This is a genomic window from Sphingomonas sp. H160509, from assembly GCF_024124765.2.
In the GTDB taxonomy this organism is placed as follows: Bacteria; Pseudomonadota; Alphaproteobacteria; order Sphingomonadales; family Sphingomonadaceae; genus Sphingomonas.
In genome coordinates this window covers 1,395,775-1,419,552 of record NZ_JAMXSR020000002.1, presented here as the reverse complement: position 1 = coordinate 1,419,552, position 23,778 = coordinate 1,395,775, and the positions used below count along the sequence as shown (strand labels likewise).

The window sequence follows — 23,778 nt, the reverse complement described above, 5'->3', positions numbered from 1 at the left end:
GGATGGTATCGTGGACCCCTGCGTTCGCAGGGGCACTGGCGCTTCAAGGCTGCGTCAGCGTGTCCGCGCCGACCTCGATCGCCGCCACGTCGACTGTCTCCGCACCCGTCACGGTCGACGGCGTCCCCGCCGGCATGCAATATCTCTACGCCTCGGGCGAAGCCGCCGCGGTCAGCATCCAGGCCTGGAACGCGCTCGTCGGCTATGTCCGCGCGCAGCGCACCCCAACCTCAGTCATCCTCGCCCAAGGTGCCACGCTCGCCGCCCCCGCCTGGACGTCCTGCGGTACCAAGCCGAAAGCCGCGGTGTTCGACGTCGACGAGACCGTCCTTCTCAACCTCGGCTTCGAATACGACGCGTCCTCCGGCCAGCCTTGGTCCGATCCCCGCTGGCAGGACTGGGAGCGCACCGGCGTCAAGCAGGTCGCCCCCGTCCCCGGCGCGCTGAATGCGCTTACGCAACTCCGCGCGATGGGCGTCACCGTGATCTTCAACACCAACCGCTCCGCCGCCAACGCCGTCGAGACGCAAGCCACGATCGAAGCCGCCGGCCTCGGCCCTGCGCGCCACGGCGAAACACTCTTCCTCGCCGGCGACGACGCGATGGGTTCGAAGAAGGACGGCCGCCGCGCGATGATCGCCGCGAAATACTGCGTCGTCGCGATGGGCGGCGACCAGCTCGGCGACTTCAGCGACCTGTTCAACGTAGGCCTTACTCCAGCCACACGACGCGCCGCGGTCCAGTCGCCCGCGATCGCGGCCAGGTGGGGGGCAGGGTGGTTCGTCCTGCCCAACCCCGTCTACGGCACCGCGCTGAAAGGCAACCGTGACGAGGTATTCCCGCCAGCAGTCCGCTGGGCCCCGACTGGAGGCGTACGCTAATGGCCGACCATCCCAACGCGATCGCGCTCGACAAGGGCGCGCAACTCACCGGCGAATCGGTCGAGGTCGCGCGCATCTGGATCACCAACGGCGCCGGCAGCAACGTGCTGATCGACGCGGGCATCCTTGAGGATCCGACCGTGTTCGGCTACCTTCTCGCCGACACGATCCGCCACGCCGCGCGCGCCTATGCGGGCACCTGGGGCCTCGACGAGGATGCCGCGTTGCAGGCGATCGTCGACGGCGTCGGTACCGAACTCCGCGAACAATTCACGACCATCACCACCATCCAGGAAGGAATGCACTGATGCCCTGGGATCGTAACCAGATGGCCGCGCGCGCGGCGCAGGAACTGAAGGACGGCTATTACGTCAACCTCGGCATCGGTATCCCGACGCTCGTCGCGAACAACATCCCCGAGGGGATGACCGTCACGCTCCAGTCTGAGAACGGCATGCTCGGGATCGGCCCGTTCCCGTACGCGGGCGAGGAGGACGCCGACCTGATCAACGCCGGCAAGCAGACGATCAGCGAACTCCCTTCGTCGGTCTATTTCAGCTCGTCGGACAGCTTCGCGATGATCCGCGGCGGCCATATCGACCTCACGGTGCTCGGCGCGATGGAGGTCAGCGAAGGCGGCGACATCGCCAACTGGATGATCCCCGGCAAGATGATCAAGGGCATGGGCGGCGCGATGGACCTCGTCGCGGGCGTCAAGCAGATCATCGTCGTGATGGACCACACCGCCAAGGACGGCACGCCGAAGTTCATCCCGTCCTGCACGCTGCCGCTGACCGGCAAGAACGTCGTCGACATGATCGTCACCGACCTCGCCGTGTTCCAGCGCCCCGATCACGACAGCCCGTTCAAGCTGGTCGAGATGGCGCCGGGCGTCACCGCGGACGAGATCGCCGCGAAGACCACCGCGCGCTACACCGTCTGATGGGTTACACCCTCGTCACCGCGAACCGCAATTACTCGAGCTGGTCGCTGCGCCCCTGGGTCCTGATGAAGGGGCTCGGCATCGACTTCGAGGACCGGATCGAGCCGTTCCTGGAGCCGGTGAATTACGAAGCGTTCCGCGCCTTCTCACCGACCGGGCAGGTGCCGGTGCTGATCGACGGCGAGCGAACCGTGTGGGATTCGCTCGGCATCGTCCTCTACCTTGCGGAACGCCACGACGCTGTCTGGCCGGTCGATGCCGAGGCACGCGCGTGGGCGATCTGCGCGACGGCGGAAATGCATGGCGGGTTCTCCGCGCTCCGTAACGAGCGGACGATGAACGTCGGCGTCCGAGTCGACGCCGCCCCCGGCAGCGATGCGCTCGACCGCGATGTCGCGCGGATCGCCGAACTCTGGAGCGAGGGACTCGACCGGTTCGGTGGGCCATGGCTCGCTGGTGTCGACTTCACCGCGGTCGATGCGTTCTATGCGCCGGTCGCGTTCCGAGTCCGAACCTACGGAATCGACGTCGGTGCGGCAGGTCTCGCCTGGGTCGAGCGGATCATCGCCCACCCGGCGATGCGCGAATGGGAAGCGACCGCGCTCGCCGAGACATGGCGCGAGGAAAGCCACGAGGCCGACCTCCTCACCTGCGGGTCGATCACCGCGGATTTCCGCCGCTAATGCGCCGCGCCGCGATCGTCGTAGCGCTGATCGTGATCCTGATCGCAGGCACCGCGTTCACCGCAGGCCCCGGCACGCTCAGCGTTCTCGATGGCGTGATGGGCGGCGGTCGCGGTACGGCACGCATCCGCGAAGGCGTTCCGTTCGGCACGCACGGGCAGAAGCTCGACGTCTGGCGCCCGTCCGGCGGCGCCAAGACCGGGCTGCCAGTCCTGATCTTCTGGTATGGCGGCGGCTGGGTCCACGGCTCGCGCGGCGACTATGCGTTCGCCGCCCGCGCCTATGCGAAGGCGGGTTACGTCGTCGTCATGCCCGACTACCGCAAAGTGCCGGACGTCCGCTTTCCCGCCTTCCTCCAGGACGGCGCCGAAGCGGTGAAATGGACCCGCGACCACATCGCCGAGGCTGGCGGCGACCCGAACCGGATCGCCGTCGCCGGCCATTCCGCGGGCGCCTACACCGTCGCGATGCTCACGCTCGACGAGCGCTGGCTGAAGGCGGAAGGCGTCGACCCGCACATCATCAGGGCCGCGGTCGGGCTGTGCGGTCCGTATGATTTCTACCCCTTCACCGCCAAGCGCGCGATCGACGCGATGCAGGGGCGCCGCCGACCCGGTGATGACCCAGCCGATCCACTTCGCGCGGCCGGACGCCCCGCCGATGCTGCTGATCACCGCCGGCGACGACACGCAGGTCAAGCCGCACAACGCGATCAACCTCACCGCGCGCCTGAAGGCGCTCGGGGCGCCGGTGACGCACATCGATTATCCGGGTTTGAGCCACGAGAACGTCGCGATGGCGCTATCGAAACCCTTCCGCGGGAAAGCGCCGGTACTGGCCGATAGCGTCGCGTTCCTGAACAAGGCGATGCCTCCCCTCCCGTCATCCTGACGAAAGTCAGGACCCAGGATACCAAGCGCCGCCCTCCGTAACTCTGGATCCTGACTTTCGTCAGGATGACGGGGCAGGGGGCGATCCCTCCTTGTTTCCCCGCGAAGGCGGGGACCCAGGCTGGGCTCCCGCCTTCGCGGGAGAACAAACTTCCTCTGAGCGTGACCCCGCCTCCTTCCAACGACCGAAAATTACATACAACCTTGGCGCAGCACGCCTTTTCTGTTAACGCGCGCTCCATCATGGCCACTCCCCAAACGCTGTACGAAAAGATCTGGGCGGCGCACGTCGTCGAACGCCGCGACGACGGCACCTGCCTGATCTATATCGACCGCCACCTCGTCCACGAAGTCACCAGCCCGCAAGCCTTCGAAGGCCTCCGCGTGGCAGGTCGCAAGGTACGTCGCCCCGATCTGACGCTCGCCGTCCCCGATCACAACCTCCCGACCACCGCGCGCAAAGATGCCGCCGGCCGCGTTCTGCCGATCGCCGATCCCGAAAGCGCGCAGCAACTCCACGCGCTCCGCCGCAACACCACCGAGTTCGGCATCGACTATATCGACGCGACCGCCGCCGAGCAGGGCATCGTCCACGTCGTCGGCCCCGAGCAGGGCTTTACGCTCCCCGGCACCACGCTGGTTTGTGGCGACAGCCATACGTCGGCGCACGGCGCACTCGGCGCTTTGGCGTTCGGGATCGGCACCAGCGAGGTCGAGCACGTCCTCGCCACGCAGACGTTGCTGTTGTCGCAGGCCAAGACGATGGAAGTCCGCGTCGACGGCGAACTCGGTTTCGGCGTCTCCCCGAAGGACGTCATCCTCGCGATCATCGGCAAGATCGGCGCTGCGGGCGGCACCGGCCACGTCATCGAATTCACCGGCTGCGTGATCCGCAACATGTCGATCGAGGGCCGCCTGACGATCGCCAACATGTCGATCGAGGCGGGCGCGCGCGCCGGCCTGATCGCGCCCGACGACACCACCTTCGCCTATCTGAAGGGCCGCCCGATGGCCCCGACCGGCGAGAACTGGGACAAGGCCGTCACTTGGTGGCGCAGCCTCGCAACCGATCCCGGCGCGCGTTACGACAAGTCGGTCACGCTCGACGCCGCCGATATCGCCCCCGGCCTCACCTGGGGCACCAGCCCCGAGGACGTCGTCCCGATCACCGGGTTCGTCCCCGAACCGTCGAGCTTCGCCGATCCCGCCAAGCAGGCCGCCGCACAGAAATCGCTCGATTACATGGGCCTCACCGCCGGCACGGCGATGCGCGACGTCACGATCCAGCACGTCTTCATCGGCAGCTGTACCAACAGCCGCATCGAGGATCTCCGCGCCGCCGCCGCGATCGCCGACGGTCGCCATGTCGCCACCGGTGTCCGCGCGCTCGTCGTCCCCGGCTCCGGGCCTCGTCAAGCGCCAGGCCGAGGCCGAAGGGCTCGACCGGATCTTCATCGCCGCCGGATTCGAATGGCGCGAACCGGGGTGTTCGATGTGTCTCGCGATGAACCCGGACAAAGTCCCTGCGGGGGAGCGTTGCGCTTCCACCTCGAACCGTAATTTCGTCGGCAGACAGGGTCCCGGAGCGCGCACGCATCTGGTATCACCCGCGATGGCGGCGGCGGCGGCGGTGACCGGTAAGCTGAGCGACGTCAGAGAGTTGATGGGGGAAAAAGCATGAAGAAGGTTTTCGTATTGCTGGCGGCTGGGGCAATGCTCAGCGGCGTCGCGGCCTATGTCGCATCGGCGCGTGTCGTTCCGGAGCGCACGGAACAGCGATGACTCCCGTCACGACCGTCTCGGGCCGCGCCTATCCCTGGGGCGCGAAGAACATCGACACCGACGTCATCATCCCGGCGCACTGGCTGAAGACGATCACGCGCACCGGCCTCGGCCGTGGCGCGTTCGAGACGGTCCGTGCGCAACCCGGCAACATCTTCAACGACCCGCGCTATGCCGGGTCGCCGATCCTGATCGCCGGCGATAATTTCGGCTGCGGCTCCAGCCGCGAGCATGCCGCCTGGGCGCTCGCCGACATGGGTATCACCGCGGTAATCGCGCCGAGCTTCTCCGACATTTTCTCGGGCAACGCGTTCAAGAACGGCATCGTCCCCGTCGTGCTGCCCCAGGAGGCGATCGACCGCCTGCTCGAGGTCGCCAAGGACCAGATCGTCACCGTCGATCTCGAGACGATGACCGTCACTACCCCGTTCCAGGACCGCTTCACCTTCGAACTCGACGCATTCCGTCGCCAGTGTCTCATGGAAGGGCTGGACGAAGTCGGCCTGACGCTGGCAAGGGATACCCAGATTTCGAAATTCGAGGAGGCGGTCGCATCGAATCGCCCCTGGACGACGGTGGAGAGCGGGTATGCGAGCATTGGTGTCGAAGGCAGTCGGCGGACCTGAAACTCTGGAAATGGTCGAGCTGCCCGATCTGGTAGCCGGCCCCGGCCAGGTCGTCGTCGCGGTCAAGGTCTGCGCGATCAACTTCCCCGACGTCCTGATCATCGAGGACAAATACCAGTTCAAGCCGCAGCGCCCGTTCGCACCGGGCGGCGAGATCGCCGGCACGATCGCCTCGATCGGCGAAGGCGTGACGGGCTGGGCAGTCGGCGACCGCGTCATCGCGATGCTCGGTCACGGCGGGCTTTGCGAAAAGGTGATTGCCGACCCCGCCAAGCTCTACCGCCTCCCCGAAGGCCGCAGCTTCGCCGAGGGCGCCTCGCTGATCCTCACCTACGGCACGACGATCCACGCGCTGCTCGACCGCGGCCATATCAAGGCGGGCCAGACGCTGCTCGTGCTCGGCGCGGCCGGCGGGGTAGGGCTTGCCGCGATCGAACTCGGCAAGGCGTTCGGCGCGAAGGTCGTCGCCGCGGTCTCGTCCGAGGAAAAGGCCGCCGCTGCCAAGTCCGCCGGTGCCGACGAAACGTTGATCTACGCCCGCGCGCCGTTCGACAAGGACCAGTCGAAGGCGCTCGCCGAGCAGTTCAAGGCCGCGGTCGGTCGCGATGGCGCACACGTGATCTACGATCCGGTCGGTGGCGACTATGCCGAGCCCGCGCTGCGATCGATCGCCTGGGAGGGCAAGTATCTCGTCGTCGGCTTCCCCGCCGGCATCCCGAAACTCCCGCTCAACCTCACGCTACTCAAAAGCTGCGACGTCTGCGGCGTATTCTGGGGCGCGTTCGCGGCGCGTGATCCGAAGGCGAACCAGGCGCACATCGAAACGCTGTTCGATTTATGGGAAGCCGGAAAGATCGCGCCGCGTGTAACCGAAACATTCGCGTTCGAGGACGGCGGCAAGGCCATCGCGAAGATGGCGGCTCGCGGTGCTATAGGGAAACTCGTCGTAGAGGTCGGCTGAGTACAGCCGCCTCTACAGGGGGTTCAAAACACGTTACGCAACGGTGGCGATCGCCCCCCCACATCGCTATCGACGCGAAACTTCCGTAGGCAAGCCCGTGCACGACCGGCGGTGTAGCGCGCGTCTTGGCCACGGAAACGGATGTCGGCTGGGATAGCGTCGTCATATCACTCTCCTATCCGTGCACTGTGTCACGTGATCGACGTATATATCGTTACAACCAGACCATAGTTCCAGTAGTTTTTGTACGTTTCTGTCGATTGTTGCGCGGGGGCGTTGTGCGACCTATCTCGGGGCCCACGACGAGACTGAACGGGGACCCGCGACATGACCACTTTCGACGACCGCGAACGCGCCAGCGAGGCGAATTTCGCGCGCGAGGAAGAGATGGCCTTCCGGATAACGGCCCGTCGCAATCGCCTGCTCGGGGGATGGGCGGCGCAGGAAATGCAGCTGACCCCTGAAGAGACGGACGCCTATGCGACCGCGCTCGTGCATGCCGACATGGAAGGCGGCGGCGACGACGACGTCGTGCGGAAACTGGTCGGCGACCTGACCGCCGCGGGGCTCGACCATGACGAGGCTACCGTCCGCCGCGCGCTGGCGCAGCAGATGATCGAGGCACGTCGCCAATTGCTGGAGTCGCATTGATATGCCGATGGCTGCCAACGATATCGAAGCGATGATCAAGGACGCGATCCCCGATGCCCAGGTCGAGATCACCGATCTCGCGGGCGACGGCGATCACTATGCTGCCAAGGTCACCGCCGCCAGCTTTGCCGGGATGAGCCGGGTGAAGCAGCACCAGGCCGTCTACGCCGCGCTCGGCGGCCGGATGGGCGGCGTCCTGCACGCACTACAGCTTACGACCGCAATCTCCTGAGGACCGAAGACATGACCGACGATTCCAACGCCCGCATCGACGCCCTGGTAAAAGCCAGCCCGGTAGTCCTGTTCATGAAGGGCAGCCCGCTGTTCCCGCAGTGCGGCTTTTCCAGCCGCGCGATCGCGATCCTCAACCATCTCGAGGTTGAGTTCGAGAGCGTCGACGTGTTGCAGGACCAGGGTATCCGCCACGGCATCAAGAGCTATTCCGACTGGCCGACCATCCCGCAGCTTTACGTCGATGGCGAATTCGTCGGCGGCTCCGACATCATGATGGAAATGTATGAGAGCGGCGAGCTGGCGCAGTTGTTCGAGACGCAGAAGGCCAACTGACCAAGGCACCGGGTGGGTGGATCGACGCGAGACCGGAAGGAAAAGCGGTCGATCCACCCTGTGAACGCGAACGCGTTCGGTGACGGCACACTAGTTGCATGGCCCATGCCAGAACCTGCCGTTCGCAGTTTTGGCGACGTTCGATAGTTAACTCAGGTTTGTCCCGACGTCGGCCTGTAAGAGTTTCCGACAGCTCTCCGCGACTAACGAGGTCTTGCCATCGCCGCGTCGAGCCGCCATTTCGCATCCATGGCTGAGCATCCGACCGGTATCCCGATCCAGCTCGAGCCGCTCGTCGTTCGCGTGCTCGCGCCCAACGCCTCTCCCTACACCTATACGGGTACGCAAACGCATATCGTTGGCACGACCGATCTTGCCGTGATCGATCCAGGCCCCGACGATCCCGCGCACATGGATGCGTTGCTGCGCGCGATCGATGGCCGCCCGGTCGAGGCGATCGTCGTCACGCATCACCACCGCGACCACAGCCCCGCCACGCGTCCGCTCCAGTCGCTGACCGGCGCCCCGATCGTCGGCGCTGCGCCGTTCGATCTTGCCGACGTGGGCGCGCGCGCAGACGCGTCATTCGATGCCGCGTACGCACCCGACCGCGTTCTTTCCGAGGGTGATAGTGTGACCGGTGATGGCTGGACGCTGGAGGCGATCGCGACGCCCGGTCACACTTCGAACAACCTCGCCTTCGCGCTGCCGGAGACGAAGGCGCTGTTTTCCGGCGATCACGTCATGGGCTGGTCGACGACGATCGTCTCGCCGCCCGATGGCAATATGACGGCGTACATGGCCAGCCTCGAAAAGTTGATGGGGCGCGACGACCGCATCTATTATCCCGGCCACGGCGAGGCGATCGACAAGCCCCAGCGGCTCGTCCGCGGCATGCTCGGTCACCGCAAGCAGCGCGAGGGGCCAGATCCTTCGCTTGCTTGGCAAGGGCGCGTTGGCGATCCCGGCGATGGTCGAGCGCATGTATGTCGGTCTCGGCCCGCAGCTCGTGCCCGCTGCGGCACGATCGGTGCTGGCGCATCTGTACGACCTGCAAACCCGCGGACTGGTTATCGAGGAAGGCGAGACATGGCGAACGACAGCGTGACCGAACCCGTACGCAAGAGCGGCGTGGCCCCGTTCCTGGCCAAGGCCGTCGGAATCGTCTTGATCCTCGTCCTCGCTGGGCTGCTCGTGCTCTGGGGCGTGCAGCGCTACGTCAGCGACCGCCTCACGCCCGATCCGACCACGATCGCCAGCGCCAGCCTCGAAGGACTGCGCGAGCAGAACCGCCTGTCGGCGTTCGCCGCGCGCTACGTCGCGGTCGTCACCTCGAAACAGTCGCAGCTCGGCTTCACGACCGAGAAGACGCTAATCATGCCCGGCATGGTCCGGTACGAAGTCGACATGGCCAAGCTGACCCAGTCGGATGTCGCGTGGGATGGCACTTCGAAGACGCTGTCCGTGCGCCTTCCCGCCGTCGAAGCCGATGGCCCGCAGGTCGATCTCAACGCGGTCCGCGAATATGGTTCGGGCGGCGTGCTGACCACGTTCACCGATGCCGAAAAGCGCCTCGACGCCGCCAATCGCCGTGCGGGCCAGATCGAACTGATCCGCCAGGCGCGCGAACCCGCGATGATCAAGCTCGCGCGCGACGCCACCCGTCGTGCGGTCGAACGCAGTTTCGCGATGCCGCTGCGGGCTGCCGGAATCGACGCGACCGTCGCAGTGCGCTTTGCCGACGAGCCGACCGCGAATACCGAGCGCTGGGACACCTCGCGCTCGCTGCAGGACGTGCTAGGGAATCGTCGCTAGAAGACGGGCGCTAAACTCGGGATACGACCATGGAATTGAAGCAGAACTTCGCCGGCATCGACATACGCGCCGAGATCGAGCGCCTCCGCAAGGAGAAGAACGCGGTCATCCTCGCGCATTATTATCAGAAGCCGGAACTTCAGGATCTGGCCGATTTCGTCGGCGACAGTCTCGACCTGTCGCGCAAGGCCGCCGCGACCGATGCCGACGTGATCGCATTCTGCGGCGTGCGGTTCATGGCCGAGACCGCCAAGATCCTGTCGCCCGACAAGATCGTCATCCTGCCCGACATGGATGCCGGGTGCAGCCTGGAGGACAGCTGCCCGCCCGAGCAGTTCGCGGCGTTCCGCGCGAAGCATCCCGATCACATCGCGCTGACGTACATCAACTGCTCGACCGAGGTGAAGGCGCTCTCCGACATCATCGTCACGAGCTCGTCGGCAGATGCGATCCTTGCGCAGATCCCCCCCGAGCAGAAGATAATCTTCGGCCCTGACCGCAATCTCGGCGGTTACCTCGCGCGGAAGACCGGCCGCGACATGCTGCTTTGGCCGGGCGTCTGCATCGTCCACGAGGCGTTCAGCGAGACCGAGCTGATGAAGCTGAAGGCGCAGCACCCTGGTGCGCCCGTCGTCGCGCATCCCGAATGCCCGCCGATCATTCTCGATCACGCGGATTACGTCGGCTCGACGCGCGGCATTCTCGATTACGCGCTCGCGATGCCCGGCGACACGCTGATCGTTGCGACCGAGCCGCACATCATCCACCAGATGGAAAAGGCGCTGCCGAACAAGCGCTTCATCGGCGCGCCGGGTGCGGACGGCAACTGCAACTGCAATATCTGTCCGTACATGGCGCTCAACACGCTCGAAAAACTGTACGTCGCGCTACGCGACCTGTCGCCGCGGATCGAGATCGAGGAAGGGCTGCGGCTCCAGGCGAAGAAGAGCCTCGACCGCATGCTGTCGATGGCATCGAATACCGTGGGGAAGGGTGATCTCGGGCCGAAGTAACGGCCCGTTTCAATTGGCCGCCGTTCGGGCTGGATTATTCCAGCCCGGCGCGGTCACATCACGAAGCGTTCAGATCAGGGGGGCTCAGAGCGCCGGGACGTCTGCACCGCTCAACTGGGCAAGCGCCTGGTCGATATGGATAGCGGCCAGCGGCAGCTGCAGCGTGTCGGCCAGCGTAAGAGCTTCGTCCAGCAGGGCATGCAGGCGTGCGGTATCGGCCATCGTGGTGGTGGGCATAAGAATATCCTCGGTAGTGATCGGCAAACCCTCGACGTCTCGAATGGTTCCTATACCGGAAAAATAATTCGATGAGTCGAATGAACCGCGAAGTCACTGTTCCGACCGTCTCTTTTTTTGGCACCGCGCGCCGAGCATATTTTCGACGAACAATCCGGAGACGCCAGGTGAAGACAGCATTGCCCGAGTCGTTCGATATCGACGCCTTCGTCGCGGCGACGCTGGCCGAGGATCTCGGCACGATTGGCGACATAACGTCCACCGCAGTGATCCCCGCGAACGCGCGATTCACCGGGGTCATGGACAGCCGCGATCCGATCGTCGTAGCCGGGCTCGATCTCGCCGAAGCGTTCTTCCGTGCGCTGGACCCGGGCGTGCGGATCGAACGCCTCGTCCACGACGGGCAGCAGGTGGCCGCCGGCACGGAACTCATGCGGCTCGAAGGGGCAGGGCGCGCGATGCTGACGGCAGAGCGGTCCGCGCTCAACACCGTCCAGCATCTGTCGGGAATCGCGACGATGACGCGCGCGTATGTCGACGCGATCGAGGGCACGGGCGCGATCCTGCTCGACACGCGCAAGACGATCCCGGGCCTGCGCGTGCTGGAGAAATACGCGACCCGGATGGGTGGAGCTCAGAACCACCGCATGGGTCTGTGGGATGCGGCGATGATCAAGGACAATCACGTCGCGGTCGCGGGCGGTGTCGCCGAGGCGGTTCGTCGCGCAAAGGCCGCAGGGATCGCGCAGATCATCGTCGAGGTCGACCGGATCGACCAGATCGAGCCGGCGCTGGAAGCTGGCGCGACGCACCTGCTGCTCGACAACATGCCGCCGACGATGTTGCGCGAAGCGGTGGCGCTCGTCGCCGGTCGTGTCCCCACCGAAGCATCGGGCGGTGTCAATCTCGACACGATCCGCGCGATTGCCGAATCGGGCGTGACCTATGTGTCGGTCGGCCGCTTGACGCAGTCGGCGCCCGCAGCAGATATAGGGCTGGACTTCGCGACCGTCGAATAGCTCCGCCAGATCCGGCGCGGGCCTTCGGCTGGCCAGGTCAGGGAGTAGGACCATGATCAGGCCGGTTGCCATCGTTCGCTACGAGCGCCTCTATTGGGCGGCGTTCATCCTGGATTCGATCGTCGCGGCGATGACCTGGTCGCAGCGCGAGGCGATTGTCACCGCCTATCCGGTACTCGCCAAGGCGACGTGGATTTTGCCGACGTTCCAGGCGATCGGGATCGCGGTGACGGTGCTGCTCTGGTACTTCACCGCGCGCGCGCCGAGCGTCGTCGCGAAGTGGGTGGTCGTGATCCTCGCCGCCTTGTCGACCTGGGCCGCCGTTCAGGCGCTTGCGACGCTCGCGACGGGTAGCGCGATCGTCGGCACGGCATCGATCCTCTCACTCATCGCAGAAGCACTCTACGTCGCCGCCGCCGTCCACCTCTTCCGGCCCGGCAGCAAAGCCTGGTTCGGTCAGGACGACGACGCCGATTTCGATACGGATACCGATAGAGGGAACGTCGCATGATCTCCAAGCTTACCCTCGCCGCCGTCGCGATCGCACTGCCGAGCGTCGTGCAGGCGCAGGCTTATCAATGCTCGACTCCCACGTCGGTCGAGCGCGTCCGCCCGGACCTGCCGTCGGAAAGCCAGCCGAAGCGGGATATCCCGATCGGCAGCTACACGCTCGCGATCACCTGGGCGCCGCAATATTGCCGTGAGAATGGCGATCGCACCGGGTCGACCTTCCAGTGCGGCGCGGGGAACCGGTTCGGCTTCACGCTGCATGGGCTCTGGCCGGACGGCGTCGGCAAGGACTGGCCACAATATTGTCATGACGCCGAGTTCGTACCGCCGCCGGTGATCCGCGCGCATCTCTGCACGACGCCGTCCGCGCAGTTGCTCCAGCATGAGTGGGCCAAGCACGGCACCTGCATGCCCGGATACCGTCCTGCCAAGTATTTCAACCAGTCGGCCGGGCTGTACGGCAAGCTCCGCTATCCGGACATGGACGCGTTGTCGCGAGCACCGCTGACGGCGGGCCGGTTCGCTGCGGCGATGGCAGGCGTGAATCCCGGCCTGAAGGAAGACATGATGCGCGTCACCGCCACCAAGCAGGGGCTGGCTCGACGAGGTCTGGATCTGCCTGGATCGCCGCTTCCGCTACCGCCGCTGCCCGGTGCATCAGGGCGGACTGAACCCGAACGCACCGCTTCAGATCTGGCGCGGTAGTCGATAGGCGGTAGGTAGTCGCTAAATCAGCACGGTACGGGGCCCCACGCCACATCCCGTTCGTGCTGAGTAGAGGCCGAGTAGCTCCGCAAGGAGCGTATCGAGGGCTCGTATCGAAGCATGGGTTCCGCGTCCCAACCTGTCCTTCGATACGCCATCTCGATACGCTCCGATGGAGCTACTCGACGGCTACTCGGGACGAACGGGAGATGGGAGGGCGAACGCCCTCTACCGCCGGTCCTTCAACCAAACCAGTACCGCCGCCAGCACGCCGATCCCAGTCCCGACCAGAAACCCCGGCGTAGCCTGCCCGATCGCAAACCCCACCCCCGCACCGCCCAGCATGCCAAGCGCGACGAGGAACCCGCCCGCAGCGCTCGGATCCTTGGGGGGGCAGGGTGTCGCGAGAAGTCGGATCGGCCATCGCCATGTCCTGCCACGTGCCGCCGCCAGATGCCACCCAAACGCCACACCTGATCCCGCACCCGGACGAAACGTGGCGGAAATACGGCGTTAGATACTGTTCCGCAACGACAAGCCCGGCTAGGAGCCGGACATGGTGTTCCGCGTCGGGCGAGCCGGGCCGGCCGCCGCCTTTTTCGTTCTGACGACAGCGGGTGCCCTACCTTGCGCGGGCATACGTGCCGCAGGAGCACAAACCGCGCCTGTGCCGACACAAACGCAAGCAAGCCCGACCGCCGACACACCGATGTCGCTCGACCCCAATTCGCCGCTCGCGCCGCTGCCCGACATCGGCGTCGCCTGGCCCGATCTCGCGACGTCGCCGATGGACCCGGCCGCCACGGTCGCCGCGGTCGATGCCAACGCGGAGAGCCGCTACGCCTGGCGGATCGACGGCATAGACGGGATCAACGACGCGCTGCTCCGCCAACGGTTCGCCGCACTTTCGACGCTCGACGCGAACGATCACCAGGCCGCCAACGCCGCGCAACTCGATCGCCGCGCCCGCGAAGATGCCGATTTGCTCAACAGCCTGCTCCGCGCGGAAGGCTATTACGACGCCAACGTTGTCACCCGCGTCGAGCCGGGTGCAAAGCCGATGGTCGTGCTCTCGGCCACGCCCGGCACGCTCTACACATTCAAGGGCGTGACGATCGACGGCATCGCCGCCGCGGGTGACAAGGCGCCAGGGCTGACGACTGCGTTCGGCATCAAGCCCGAAGATCCGGTCAATTCCGACGCGATCGTCGCGGGGCAGGCCAAACTGACGACCCAGATCGGCCGCGAGGGCTTCCCGTTCGCCAAGGTCGGCGATCCGGCGATCGTCGTCGACCACGCCACGCGCACCGCGACGCTCGATCTGTCCGTTCAACCCGGCGGCGCGCGCAAGTTCGGGCAAGTCGTCGCACTCCCCGGCAACCGCGTGTTCGGCGCGGACCATGTCGCGGAGATCGCGCGCTTCTCGCCCGGCGACCTGTACGATGCCGCCAAGCTCGACGACCTGCGCCGTGCACTGATCCAAACTAGCCTTGTCTCAGCGGTCGACTTGAAGCCGGTGCAGGGCGCGACGCCGGATACCGTCGACATTGCCGTAAAGCTCGACCGCGCACCGCCGCATACCGTTGCGGGCGAACTCGGCTACGGCACCGGCGAAGGCGCGCGTGCGGAACTCAGCTGGACGCACCGCAACCTGTTCCCACCCGAAGGCGCGCTCACGCTACGCGGCGTGCTCGGGACGCAGGAACAGCTCGGCTCGATCGTCTTCCGCCGCAACAACTTCAAGGCACGCGACCGGGTGCTGACGCTCCAGGCGTCGGCCGCGCATACCAACCGCGACGCGTATGACGCAAAGACCTATTCGCTCGCCGGCACGCTGGAGCGCCAGACCAACATTTTCTTCCAGAAGACCTGGACATGGTCGGTCGGCGCCGAACTGCTCGCGTCGGACGAGCAGGACGTGATCCTCTCGACCGGCGCACCACGCCGCCGCACCTTCTTCATCGGCGCGCTGCCGACGAGCCTCAACTACGACGGATCGGATGATCTGCTCAACCCGACCAGGGGCTTCCGCCTAGGCGGCCGCATCAGTCCGGAAGTGTCGCTGCAAGGCTCGGTGTTCGGCTATGCGCGCACCCAGTTCGACGGCAGCGTGTATCAACCGTTCGGCAGTCGGGTCGTGCTCGCCGCGCGCACCCGACTCGGCACCATTGTCGGCGCCCCGCGCGATCAGGTCGCGCCGTCACGCCGCTTCTACGCCGGCGGCGGCGCGTCGGTGCGCGGTTACGGCTACCAGTCGATCGGCCCGCGCGATCCCAACAACGACCCGATCGGCGGCCGCAGCCTGACCGAATTCTCGATCGAGGCGCGCGTCCGCGTCCTTGGCAGCTTCGGGATCGTGCCGTTCCTCGACGCGGGCAATATCTACACCTCGCCGCTGCCGAAGTTCACCGGGCTGCAATACGGCACTGGCATCGGCGTGCGCTATTATTCGAACTTCGGCCCGATCCGCCTCGATGTCGGCACCCCGATCAACCCGCAGCCCGGCGACAGCCGCATCGCCGTGTACGTCTCGCTGGGGCAGGCGTTTTGACCGAAGAGGTCACTCTTCTGGAACGCCGCCCAAAGCACCGGATCGCCTGGTGGCGCTGGATCGTCAGCGCGGTCATGGCGCTGCTCGTGATTGTCGGTACCGCGTTGCTGATCGTCGACACCGACATCGGCCACCGCTTCGTCGCGGACCGGATCGCGGCGATCAAGACCGCCAATGGCCTGCGCTTCACGGTCGGGCGGATCGACGGCTCGCTGTACGGCGACACGCGGCTGGTCGATCTGCGCGTGTACGATCTCGAGGGGCTGGTATTCCAGGCGCCCAACGTCACGCTCGACTGGTCGCCGTTCGACTGGTTCTCGAACCGGCTGGAAATCCGCCGGCTGATCGTCGATCGCGCGATCCTGACACACACCCCGCGCACACGCCCGTCGAAGAGCCGTGGCCCGATCCTGCCCGATTTCGACATCCATATCGGCAAGCTCTCGGTCGGCCGCCTCGCGCTGGCCAAGCGCGTGCTCGGGACCGAAAGGATCGGGACACTCGAAGGCCGCGCGGACATTCGCTCCGGCCGAGCACTGGTCGACCTCAAGGCCCGCGTCGCCGGCAGCGACGACCTGAAGCTCCGGATCGATGCCGAGCCGGCGCGCGACCGCTTCGACCTCGACGTAGCCGCGAAGGGCGCCGCAGGCGGCGTGCTCGCTCGGATGGTGAAGGCGAAGGGCCCGGTCGCGCTCGCGGTCACCGGCGACGGCAGCTGGGCGAAGTGGAACGGCCGCGCGAACGGCATCGTCGGCACGACGCGCGTCGTCGATCTCGCGCTCGCGCAGGTCGCCGGGCGCTACACGCTGTCGGGCACGCTCGCGCCGTCGTCGCTGCTCAAGGGGGCGGCTGCAACGGCTGACGGCACCGCGCATCCTCGTCAACGGCAGTGCGGCGTTCGCCAACCGCCGGCTGGACGGGGAGCTTTCGCTCCGAACGCCCGCGCTGGCGATCGACACGACCGGCATCGTCGATCTCGGTGCGAACGCGTATCGTGACGTCCGGATCAAGGCGCGGCTGCTTCGCCCGCCCGCGTTGTTCGACAACATGACCGGCAACATGGTCGAGCTTCGCGCGATCCTCGACGGCCCGTTCGCGACCGCGGCGTTCGACTATCGTCTCGACGCCAGCCGCTTCGCGTTCGACCAGACCGGGTTCGAGAACGCCCACGCCGCCGGCAAGGGCAGGCTGTCCGCCGCGCCCGTCACCGTCCCGATCCGCTTCACAGCTGCCCGCGTTACCGGCGTCGGCACAGTCGCAGGCGGCATCTTGCGCAACCTGTCGGTCGACGGTCTGCTCCGCGTGACGCCGACGCTGCTGACCGGCGACGCGCTCAAGCTCCGCTCCGACAAGCTCACCGGCAGCATCAATCTCGCGGTCGACCTGCGCAACGGCCAGTTCGAGGTCGGCATCAACGGCGGGCTCGGCCGCTATCTGATCCCCGGTCTCGGCATCGTCGACGTGAAGTCTACGCTGCGCGTGGTCCCCGGCCCGAACCGCCACGGCACGCGCGTCATCGGGCAGGGCAGCGCGCAGATGGTGCGGCTCGACAACGCCTTCTTCCGCAGCCTCGCAGGCGGGCTGCCCCGCATCACCACCAACCTCGAACGCACCACCGACGGCGTGCTGCACTTCACCAACCTCGTGCTGACCGCACCGCAGATCCGGCTGACCGGCAACGGCTATCGCAGCCGCGACGGCACCTTCCATTTCGAGGGCGGCGGGCGCCAGCAGACCTATGGCCCGGTGACGCTGAAACTCGACGGCCAGATCGAGAAGCCGACGCTCGACCTCGTCTTCGCCAGCCCCAACGCGACACTCGGGCTGTCGAACGTCCGCGCGCATCTCGATCCGACGGCGCAGGGATTCGCGTTCACTGCGGCGGGCGGATCGGGGCTCGGGCCGTTCACCACCAACGGCGCGATCCTGTTGCCGCCGGGCGCCGGCGCGACGATCGCGATCGCCGCGCTGAATGTCGCCGGCACCAAGGCGAGCGGCAATGTCGCGGTCGTCGATGGCGGCTTCAACGGCGCGCTCGCCGTCGCAGGCGGCGGCATCTCGGGCGAACTCCTGTTCCGCCCGGTCGGCCAGATCCAGCGCATCGAAGGGCATCTCGCCGCAAAGGCCGCGACGCTCGACGGCATCGCGCTCCGCCAGGGCAAGCTCGATTTCGTCACGTTGCTCGATCCCGCGGGCACCTCGATCGAAGCCAGCGCAACCGGCCTCGGCCTGCGTCGCGGCACGTTCAGCCTCGCCCGGTTCAACGGGGCCGCATCGCTGCGCGGCGGCGTCGGCACGATCAAGGCATCGATCGCCGGCTCCCGCGGCCGCGCGTTCGATATCCAGAGCGTCACGCAGGTGACCGCCAACAGCTACGCGATCGCCGCGCAAGGTACGCTCGACGGCCGCCCGCTCAAGCTGCTCACCCCCCGCGGTCGTCACCCAGGCAGAAGACGGCTGGCACCTCGCACCGACCAAGCTCAGCTTCTCGGGCGGCGAGGCCCAGGTCGGCGGCCGCTTCACTGCCGCCAGCACCGCGATCGACGCCAGCCTGACGCGCATGCCGCTCGCCATCCTCGACATCGCTTATCCCGGGCTCGGTCTCAGTGGCAGCGCCTCGGGAAGCTTCACGATCGCGACCGCAAATGGTGCGGCCCCGACCGGCAAGGCGAACGTGACGATCCGCGGCCTCAGCCGCGCCGGCCTCGTCCTCTCGTCGCGGCCGATCGACGTCGGCGTCGCGGCGGTGCTCTCCCCGACAAGCTCGGCCTGCGCGCGGTGATCGCGTCCGCCGGCAAGACGATCGGCCGCGCCCAGGCCCAACTCGCGCCGCTGGGGCAGGGGGACTTGGCCTCGCGGATCAGCAACGCCCGCCTGTTCGGACAACTCCGCTACAGCGGCCCGGCCGACACGCTCTGGCGGCTCACCGGGGTCGAACTGTTCGACCTCTCAGGCCCGGTTGCGATCGGCGCGGACGTCGTCGGCACGCTCGCCAACCCGACCCTGCGCGGCGTCGTCCAGGCGAACGGCGCACGGATCGAAAGTGCGACCACTGGCACCGTCCTCACCAACGTCCAGGCGACCGGCCGGTTCGGCGGCTCGCGGCTCGTGATCGACCGGTTCGGCGCGGACGCGGGCAAGGGCGGCCGCGTCACCGGCACCGGCCAGTTCGAATTCGCCGCCGTCGCCGGGATCGGCCTCGACCTCGCATTGCAGGCCGACAAGGCGGTGATGATCAACCGCGACGATATCGGCGCGACCGTCTCCGGGCCGCTGACGTTCAAGTCGAACGGATCGGGCGGCACGATCGCCGGCGACGTCATACTCGACAAGAGCCGCTATCGCCTCGGCCAGGCCACCGCGGCCAGCGCGGTGCCGCAGCTCAACATCCGCGAGATCAACCTGCCCGACGGCGGCGAGGAAATCGCGACCCCGACCAAGCCCTGGACGCTGGCGATCAAGGCCCGCGCGCCGAACCAGGTCATGGTCAGCGGCCTCGGTCTTACCAGTGAATGGTCCGCCAACCTCCAGATCGCCGGCCAGCCCGAGAACCCGGCGATCACCGGCCGCGCGACGCTGATCCGCGGCGACTACGAGTTTGCCGGGCGGCAGTTCGAGTTGGCGCGCGGCGTGATCCGCTTCGACGGCCAGGTGCCCGCGAACCCTGCACTCGATATCGAGGCAAACGCGGATTCGACGGGCCTCAGCGCATCGATCCGCGTCACCGGCTACGCGCTCAAACCCGAGATCGGCTTCACCAGCACGCCCGCGCTACCCGAGGACGAACTCCTCTCGCGGTTGTTGTTCGGCACCTCGATAACCAATCTGTCCGCGCCCGAAGCCCTTCAGTTGGCAGCAGCAGTCGCGGCGTTGCAGGGCGGCGGCAGCGGCCTCAACCCGATCAACGCGGTGCGCCGCGCCGCCGGACTCGATCGCCTCCGCATCCTCCCCCGCCGATCCGCAGACCGGGCAGGGCACCTCGATCGCGGCGGGCAAATACGTCACCCGGCGCCTGTATGCGGAGATCGTCACCGACGGGCAGGGCTATTCCGCCACGCAGGTCGAGTTCCAGGTCACCCGCTGGCTGTCGCTGTTGTCGAGCATCTCCACGCTAGGCCGCCAGAGCGCCAACGTCCGCGTGTCGAAGGATTATTGACGGATGATCGCGCACGCCGGTTTCGCTAGGAAGAACGCATGAAGCCCGTCATCTTCGGCCTGTCCGGCCCCGTCCTCACCCCCCGCCGAACACGCGTTCTTCGCCGAGTGCGAGCCCGCCGGCTACATCCTGTTCAAGCGCAACATCGTCGATCGCCACCAAGTCCGTGCGCTGACGGACTCGCTCCGCGCGCTGGCCGGACGCCAGGACCTGGCGATCCTGATCGACCAGGAGGGCGGCCGCGTCGCGCGGATGGGACCACCCGAATGGCCCGCATTCCCCGCTGGCCCGGTGTTCGATGCAGCCTACGAACGCGCGCCGATGACCGCGATCCAGGCGGCGCGAGCGAATGCGCAGGCGCTTGGCGTGATGCTCAGCGAGGTCGGGATCACCGTCGACTGTCTCCCGCTGCTCGACGTGTCGCAGCCCGATACCACCGAAGCCGTGGCCTCACGCACGTTCGGCTCCGACCCCATGCGCGTCGCGGCGCTCGGCCGCGCAACGCCTCGAAGGGCTGGCGGAAGGCGGCGTGGTCGGTGTCGTCAAGCACATGCCCGGCCACGGCCGCGCGAAGGTCGACACGCACCATCACCTCCCGACCGTCACCGCGACCGACGCCGAGCTCGAGGTCGATCTCGAACCCTTCCGCACGCTCAACCAGGCGCCGATGGGGATGACCTCGCACATCGTCTTCGACGCGTGGGACGCCGACCGCCCCGCGACGCTGTCGCCGATCGTGATCGACGAGATCATCCGTCGACGGATCGGCTTCGACGGTCTGCTGATGACCGACGACATCGACATGAAGGCGCTGTCCGGCACCGCCGGCGACAAGGCAGTGGGCGCGATCGCGGCTGGATGCGATCTGGTGCTCGATTGCTGGGCGCGGATGGACGAGATGGTCGAGATCGCAGGGCGGCTGGGGAGATTTCGGAAGCGTCGCGCGCGAGGCTCGATCGGGCGATGGCGTCGGTTGGCGGGGCGAAGGGCGACTTCGCGGAACTGATCGCGACGCGAGACGCGCTGTTGGCGCGGGCCTGACGCTAGCCCATCATCCACCACCCCGGCGAAGGCCGGGGCCCAGTTGGAAAGATCGCAGTAACGGAGCGCCGTCCTCAATCATCGACGTCCCCCAACTGGGCCCCGGCCTTCGCCGGGGTGGTGGGCTCTGTGCAAAGCACACCATCCGTTCGTCCTGAGTAGCTGCTGAGCTTGTCGAAGCGACGTATGGAAGGACAGGTGGGCGTGCGGAACCCATGCTTCGATACGCGCCTTCGATACGGCTCTCGCGAGCCTACTCAGTCGCTACTCAGCACGACCGGAATTGATTTGAACGGTTGCGACCGCCTCAATCACGCTCACCCCAAATCACCCCACCCCCGAGCCCGCTCGTCCCCCCGCAACGTCAGCACCTCGACCCCGCCGCTGGTCACCGCCACCGTATGCTCGAACTGCGCCGAAAGCTTGCCGTCGTCGGTCACCACGGTCCACCCATCATCCTCGGTCGACACCTTGCGCGTTCCCTGGTTGATCATCGGCTCGATCGTGAACACCATCCCCTCGCGCAGCGTCATGCCGGTCCCCGCGCGCCCGAAATTGAGCACCTGCGGCTCCTCGTGCATCTCGCGACCGATGCCGTGCCCGCAATAGTCGCGCACCACCGCATAGCCGTGCTTCTTCGCGTGCCGCTCGATCGTGAAGCCGATATCGCCGAGATGCGCGCCAGCCCGGACCTGTCGGATACCCTGCCACATCGCCTCCTGCGCGACCCGCACGAGGCGCTTTGCAGCGGGCGAAACGGTGCCCACCATGTACGTCTTGCTTGAATCGGCGATGAAGCCGTTCTTCTCCAGCGTGATGTCCAGATTGACGATGTCGCCGTCGCGGATGATATCGCGCGGGTTCGGCACGCCGTGGCAGACGACGTGGTTGATCGAGCTGTTCAGGACAAACTCGAAGCCATATTGCCCCTTGCTCGCGGGGCGGGCGGCGAGGTCGTCGGTGATGTAGCGGTCGACCATGTCGTTGACCTGCAACGTCGACAGCCCCGCCAGCTCCTGCTCGTCGAGCATCTCGAACACCGACGCCAGCAAAGCGCCCGATACGCGCATCAGCGCCAGTTCTGCCGGCGTCTTCACCATCTCAGGCTGCCGTTTTGTCGGCGACGCGCACCGACGCGGCAGCGAGTTGCGCAGTGACGATGTCGTTGAACGACAGCGTCGGGTTGGCCTCGGCGAGCATGCCGATCTTCATCCAGAACTCCGCCTGCGCATTGATCGACCGGCACAGCACCTGGCTCGCCCGCCGCGCGTCCTCGTGCAGCGCGTCGTCGATCTTCACGATACCCATTCAAGCCTCACATTCATTCTGACCATACGAAGCGTGTACGGTTCATATGGTCGTGGGTCAAACGTGGGGTGGATGCTTGGCAGCGTGCACTGTAGCGTCCGGCGATGGACGACGCGCAACTGACCCTGGATCTCGACGGATGGGAGGGGGCCGCTCGATCTGCTGCTGTCGCTCGCGCGCGGGCAGAAGGTCGATCTGCGGAAGATCTCGATCCTCGCACTGGTCGAGCAGTATCTGGCGTACGTCGATTCCGCGCGCGCGCTGAAGCTCGAACTCGCCGCCGACTATCTCGTGATGGCGGCATGGCTCGCCTATCTGAAGTCGGCGTTGCTCCTGCCGCGCGATCCGCTCGCCGAGCCCGATCCGGAGGAACTGGCGCTGCGGCTTCAACTGAGGCTCGAACGGTTGAGTGCGATGCGTGAGGCCGGTGCGCGGCTGATGGCGCGGGATCGCACCGGGCGCGACGTGTTCCTGCGCGGCGCGCCCGAGGGGCTACGGACGGTGCGCAAGGCCGCGTGGCAAGCCGAGATCTTCGACCTGATCGCCGCGTACGGCCGCATTTCCGCGCGGACGCGGCCGGTGATGCACGTGGTCGCCGACCGCGAAGTGATGACGCTAGAGGCGGCGCTCGAGCGCGTGTCGATGCTGGTCGGCGAACGGATAGACTGGAGCGTGATCGAAAGCTTCCTCCCCGACGCGGGCGAGCGTCTCCGGCGGTCGGCGCTGGCATCGAGCTTCGTCGCGGCGCTCGAACTCGCACGGCAGGGCAGGATCGAACTGCGCCAGGCGTCGCCCTTCGCGCCGCTGTATCTGAGAACCCGCGCGTGACCCCGCCCGACGACTTCACGCGCGCTGTCGAGGCAGTGCTGTTCGCGGCCGAGACCCCGCTGACGCTCGACGCGATTCGCGCGCATGTCGGCAACGGTGACGTCCGAGCGGCGCTCGACCAACTGACCACCGACTATGCCGGTCGTGGCATCGCCATCGTTCGACGCGGCGAGCGCTGGCAGTTCCAGACTGCGCCGGACATGGCGCACATGCTCCGTCGCGACCGCGAGGAACCGCGCAAGCTTAGCCGCGCAGGAATCGAGACGCTCGCGATCATCGCCTACCACGAGCCCGTGACCCGCGCGGAAATCGAGGCGATTCGGGGGTGCAGATCTCGAAGGGGACGCTCGACGTCCTGATGGAGGCGGGCTGGGTGAAGCCGGCTGGACGACGCGAAGTACCGGGACGCCCGCTGATGTTTGCGACGTCCCCTGCGTTCCTCGTCCATTTTGGCCTCCAGAGCCGCCGCGACTTGCCCGGAATCGACGATCTGCGTGCCGCGGGGCTGCTCGATCCGGTCGATCTGGCGTTCGATCGGCTCGAAGATGGCGAAGACGACCGGGAAGATGGCGAGGTGGCTGGCAAAGCGTCAGGATGAGGCTTAGATAGGG

19 protein-coding genes and 8 pseudogenes are annotated in these 23,778 nt (G+C 66.7%); 23 read left to right on the top strand and 4 right to left on the bottom strand.

Annotated features, from left to right (window positions below):
• The first annotated feature begins 2 nt into the window (after positions 1-2).
• From NHF48_RS08625 to nadA, 15 genes and pseudogenes are all read left to right on the top strand, one after another.
• Positions 3-881, top strand: a complete 879-nt coding sequence (locus tag NHF48_RS08625; protein WP_446741134.1) for a 5'-nucleotidase, lipoprotein e(P4) family — start codon at positions 3-5, stop codon at positions 879-881.
• Positions 881-1,189 carry a DUF5076 domain-containing protein gene (locus tag NHF48_RS08620; protein ID WP_107953696.1) on the top strand — a complete coding sequence of 103 codons (309 nt, stop codon included), beginning with the start codon at positions 881-883 and terminating at the stop codon, positions 1,187-1,189. Before NHF48_RS08625 ends, NHF48_RS08620 begins: the two co-directional genes overlap by 1 nt.
• Positions 1,189-1,824 (top strand): 3-oxoacid CoA-transferase subunit B, encoded by a 636-nt coding sequence (locus NHF48_RS08615; RefSeq protein WP_253070848.1) that lies wholly within the window; start codon positions 1,189-1,191, stop codon positions 1,822-1,824. Before NHF48_RS08620 ends, NHF48_RS08615 begins: the two co-directional genes overlap by 1 nt.
• Positions 1,824-2,507 carry a glutathione S-transferase family protein gene (locus NHF48_RS08610; RefSeq protein WP_253070847.1) on the top strand — a complete coding sequence of 228 codons (684 nt, stop codon included), beginning with the start codon at positions 1,824-1,826 and terminating at the stop codon, positions 2,505-2,507. Before NHF48_RS08615 ends, NHF48_RS08610 begins: the two co-directional genes overlap by 1 nt.
• Positions 2,411-3,031, top strand: a pseudogene (locus NHF48_RS24900) (alpha/beta hydrolase); the annotation flags it as partial. The gene NHF48_RS08610 and the pseudogene NHF48_RS24900, both read left to right, overlap by 97 nt.
• Before the next feature lie 28 nt (positions 3,032-3,059).
• The gene (locus NHF48_RS08600) at positions 3,060-3,398 is read left to right on the top strand and encodes an alpha/beta hydrolase (RefSeq protein ID WP_342454732.1); all 339 of its coding nucleotides are present in this window, start codon (positions 3,060-3,062) and stop codon (positions 3,396-3,398) included.
• Positions 3,399-3,640: 242 nt separating this feature from the next.
• Positions 3,641-5,078: pseudogene (gene leuC, locus NHF48_RS08595) on the top strand (3-isopropylmalate dehydratase large subunit).
• Between the two features lie 97 nt (positions 5,079-5,175).
• A complete protein-coding gene (gene leuD, locus NHF48_RS08590; RefSeq protein WP_253070845.1) occupies positions 5,176-5,805 on the top strand; it encodes a 3-isopropylmalate dehydratase small subunit in 630 nt (209 codons plus the stop codon).
• A complete protein-coding gene (locus NHF48_RS08585) occupies positions 5,768-6,766 on the top strand; it encodes an NADPH:quinone oxidoreductase family protein (protein WP_253070844.1) in 999 nt (332 codons plus the stop codon). Before leuD ends, NHF48_RS08585 begins: the two co-directional genes overlap by 38 nt.
• A 327-nt stretch (positions 6,767-7,093) precedes the next feature.
• Positions 7,094-7,417 (top strand): DUF1476 domain-containing protein, encoded by a 324-nt coding sequence (locus NHF48_RS08580; RefSeq protein ID WP_056489104.1) that lies wholly within the window; start codon positions 7,094-7,096, stop codon positions 7,415-7,417.
• Position 7,418: 1 nt separating this feature from the next.
• The gene (locus NHF48_RS08575) at positions 7,419-7,649 is read left to right on the top strand and encodes a BolA/IbaG family iron-sulfur metabolism protein (protein WP_056489106.1); all 231 of its coding nucleotides are present in this window, start codon (positions 7,419-7,421) and stop codon (positions 7,647-7,649) included.
• A gap of 11 nt (positions 7,650-7,660) precedes the next feature.
• Complete coding sequence (gene grxD / locus NHF48_RS08570; protein ID WP_253070843.1) at positions 7,661-7,984, top strand: Grx4 family monothiol glutaredoxin; 324 nt, start codon at positions 7,661-7,663, stop codon at positions 7,982-7,984.
• Positions 7,985-8,233: 249 nt separating this feature from the next.
• Positions 8,234-9,092 (top strand): annotated as a pseudogene (locus tag NHF48_RS08565) (MBL fold metallo-hydrolase).
• Positions 9,074-9,799 (top strand): DUF4230 domain-containing protein, encoded by a 726-nt coding sequence (locus tag NHF48_RS08560; protein ID WP_253070842.1) that lies wholly within the window; start codon positions 9,074-9,076, stop codon positions 9,797-9,799. The pseudogene NHF48_RS08565 and the gene NHF48_RS08560 overlap by 19 nt, the downstream one beginning before the upstream one ends.
• A 29-nt stretch (positions 9,800-9,828) precedes the next feature.
• The gene (nadA, locus tag NHF48_RS08555) at positions 9,829-10,812 is read left to right on the top strand and encodes a quinolinate synthase NadA (RefSeq protein ID WP_253070841.1); all 984 of its coding nucleotides are present in this window, start codon (positions 9,829-9,831) and stop codon (positions 10,810-10,812) included.
• An 84-nt stretch (positions 10,813-10,896) separates the two neighbouring features.
• Here the strand turns inward: nadA and NHF48_RS08550 are convergent, their stop codons facing one another.
• Positions 10,897-11,049: a hypothetical protein gene (locus NHF48_RS08550; RefSeq protein ID WP_167397683.1), complete on the bottom strand. Its 153-nt coding sequence runs from the start codon at positions 11,047-11,049 to the stop codon at positions 10,897-10,899.
• Between the two features lie 167 nt (positions 11,050-11,216).
• Here NHF48_RS08550 and nadC point away from each other — a divergent pair, with 167 nt between their 5' ends.
• The 3 genes and pseudogenes from nadC (at position 11,217) to NHF48_RS08535 (ending at position 13,290) form a co-directional block, all read left to right on the top strand.
• Positions 11,217-12,068 carry a carboxylating nicotinate-nucleotide diphosphorylase gene (gene nadC / locus NHF48_RS08545; protein ID WP_253070840.1) on the top strand — a complete coding sequence of 284 codons (852 nt, stop codon included), beginning with the start codon at positions 11,217-11,219 and terminating at the stop codon, positions 12,066-12,068.
• A 52-nt stretch (positions 12,069-12,120) separates the two neighbouring features.
• A complete protein-coding gene (locus NHF48_RS08540; RefSeq protein ID WP_253070839.1) occupies positions 12,121-12,579 on the top strand; it encodes a hypothetical protein in 459 nt (152 codons plus the stop codon).
• Positions 12,576-13,290: pseudogene (locus NHF48_RS08535) on the top strand (ribonuclease T2 family protein). The gene NHF48_RS08540 and the pseudogene NHF48_RS08535 overlap by 4 nt, the downstream one beginning before the upstream one ends.
• Positions 13,291-13,511: 221 nt before the next feature.
• On the opposite strand, the gene NHF48_RS08530 reads toward NHF48_RS08535, so the two are convergent.
• Positions 13,512-13,754 carry a hypothetical protein gene (locus NHF48_RS08530; RefSeq protein ID WP_253070838.1) on the bottom strand — a complete coding sequence of 81 codons (243 nt, stop codon included), beginning with the start codon at positions 13,752-13,754 and terminating at the stop codon, positions 13,512-13,514.
• Positions 13,755-13,839: 85 nt separating this feature from the next.
• Here NHF48_RS08530 and NHF48_RS08525 point away from each other — a divergent pair, with 85 nt between their 5' ends.
• The 3 genes and pseudogenes from NHF48_RS08525 to NHF48_RS08515 all read left to right on the top strand — a co-directional run bounded on the left by NHF48_RS08525 (position 13,840) and on the right by NHF48_RS08515 (position 21,031).
• Positions 13,840-15,834, top strand: a complete 1,995-nt coding sequence (locus NHF48_RS08525; RefSeq protein WP_446741133.1) for an autotransporter assembly complex protein TamA — start codon at positions 13,840-13,842, stop codon at positions 15,832-15,834.
• Between the two features lie 74 nt (positions 15,835-15,908).
• Positions 15,909-19,990 (top strand): annotated as a pseudogene (locus tag NHF48_RS08520) (translocation/assembly module TamB domain-containing protein).
• 38 nt (positions 19,991-20,028) lie between these two features.
• Positions 20,029-21,031 (top strand): annotated as a pseudogene (locus tag NHF48_RS08515) (glycoside hydrolase family 3 N-terminal domain-containing protein).
• Between the two features lie 317 nt (positions 21,032-21,348).
• Here NHF48_RS08515 and map read toward each other — a convergent pair.
• Together map and NHF48_RS08505 are read right to left on the bottom strand one after the other, a co-directional pair.
• The gene (gene map / locus NHF48_RS08510) at positions 21,349-22,131 is read right to left on the bottom strand and encodes a type I methionyl aminopeptidase (protein ID WP_253070836.1); all 783 of its coding nucleotides are present in this window, start codon (positions 22,129-22,131) and stop codon (positions 21,349-21,351) included.
• 1 nt (position 22,132) lies between these two features.
• Positions 22,133-22,339, bottom strand: coding sequence for a ParD-like family protein (locus tag NHF48_RS08505; protein WP_056055789.1), 207 nt, complete (start codon positions 22,337-22,339; stop codon positions 22,133-22,135).
• Positions 22,340-22,443: 104 nt separating this feature from the next.
• Between NHF48_RS08505 and NHF48_RS08500 the strand changes: the two are divergent.
• Together NHF48_RS08500 and scpB are read left to right on the top strand one after the other, a co-directional pair.
• A pseudogene (locus NHF48_RS08500) lies at positions 22,444-23,167 on the top strand (segregation and condensation protein A).
• Positions 23,164-23,765, top strand: a pseudogene (scpB, locus tag NHF48_RS08495) (SMC-Scp complex subunit ScpB). The pseudogenes NHF48_RS08500 and scpB overlap by 4 nt, the downstream one beginning before the upstream one ends.
• The last annotated feature ends 13 nt before the right edge of the window (positions 23,766-23,778 follow it).

Excerpts from the sequence above, each read along its gene's own strand:
- NHF48_RS08625 (WP_446741134.1), top strand. The coding sequence starts at position 3 with ATGGTATCGTGGACCCCTGCGTTCGCAGGGGCACTGGCGCTTCAAGGC.
- NHF48_RS08620 (WP_107953696.1), top strand. The coding sequence starts at position 881 with ATGGCCGACCATCCCAACGCGATCGCGCTCGACAAGGGCGCGCAACTC.
- NHF48_RS08615 (WP_253070848.1), top strand. The coding sequence starts at position 1,189 with ATGCCCTGGGATCGTAACCAGATGGCCGCGCGCGCGGCGCAGGAACTG.
- NHF48_RS08610 (WP_253070847.1), top strand. The coding sequence starts at position 1,824 with ATGGGTTACACCCTCGTCACCGCGAACCGCAATTACTCGAGCTGGTCG.
- NHF48_RS08600 (WP_342454732.1), top strand. The coding sequence starts at position 3,060 with ATGATTTCTACCCCTTCACCGCCAAGCGCGCGATCGACGCGATGCAGG.
- leuD (WP_253070845.1), top strand. The coding sequence starts at position 5,176 with ATGACTCCCGTCACGACCGTCTCGGGCCGCGCCTATCCCTGGGGCGCG.
- NHF48_RS08585 (WP_253070844.1), top strand. The coding sequence starts at position 5,768 with ATGCGAGCATTGGTGTCGAAGGCAGTCGGCGGACCTGAAACTCTGGAA.
- NHF48_RS08580 (WP_056489104.1), top strand. The coding sequence starts at position 7,094 with ATGACCACTTTCGACGACCGCGAACGCGCCAGCGAGGCGAATTTCGCG.
- NHF48_RS08575 (WP_056489106.1), top strand. The coding sequence starts at position 7,419 with ATGCCGATGGCTGCCAACGATATCGAAGCGATGATCAAGGACGCGATC.
- grxD (WP_253070843.1), top strand. The coding sequence starts at position 7,661 with ATGACCGACGATTCCAACGCCCGCATCGACGCCCTGGTAAAAGCCAGC.
- NHF48_RS08560 (WP_253070842.1), top strand. The coding sequence starts at position 9,074 with ATGGCGAACGACAGCGTGACCGAACCCGTACGCAAGAGCGGCGTGGCC.
- nadA (WP_253070841.1), top strand. The coding sequence starts at position 9,829 with ATGGAATTGAAGCAGAACTTCGCCGGCATCGACATACGCGCCGAGATC.
- NHF48_RS08550 (WP_167397683.1), bottom strand. The coding sequence starts at position 11,049 with ATGCCCACCACCACGATGGCCGATACCGCACGCCTGCATGCCCTGCTG.
- NHF48_RS08540 (WP_253070839.1), top strand. The coding sequence starts at position 12,121 with ATGATCAGGCCGGTTGCCATCGTTCGCTACGAGCGCCTCTATTGGGCG.
- NHF48_RS08525 (WP_446741133.1), top strand. The coding sequence starts at position 13,840 with ATGGTGTTCCGCGTCGGGCGAGCCGGGCCGGCCGCCGCCTTTTTCGTT.
- map (WP_253070836.1), bottom strand. The coding sequence starts at position 22,131 with ATGGTGAAGACGCCGGCAGAACTGGCGCTGATGCGCGTATCGGGCGCT.
- NHF48_RS08505 (WP_056055789.1), bottom strand. The coding sequence starts at position 22,339 with ATGGGTATCGTGAAGATCGACGACGCGCTGCACGAGGACGCGCGGCGG.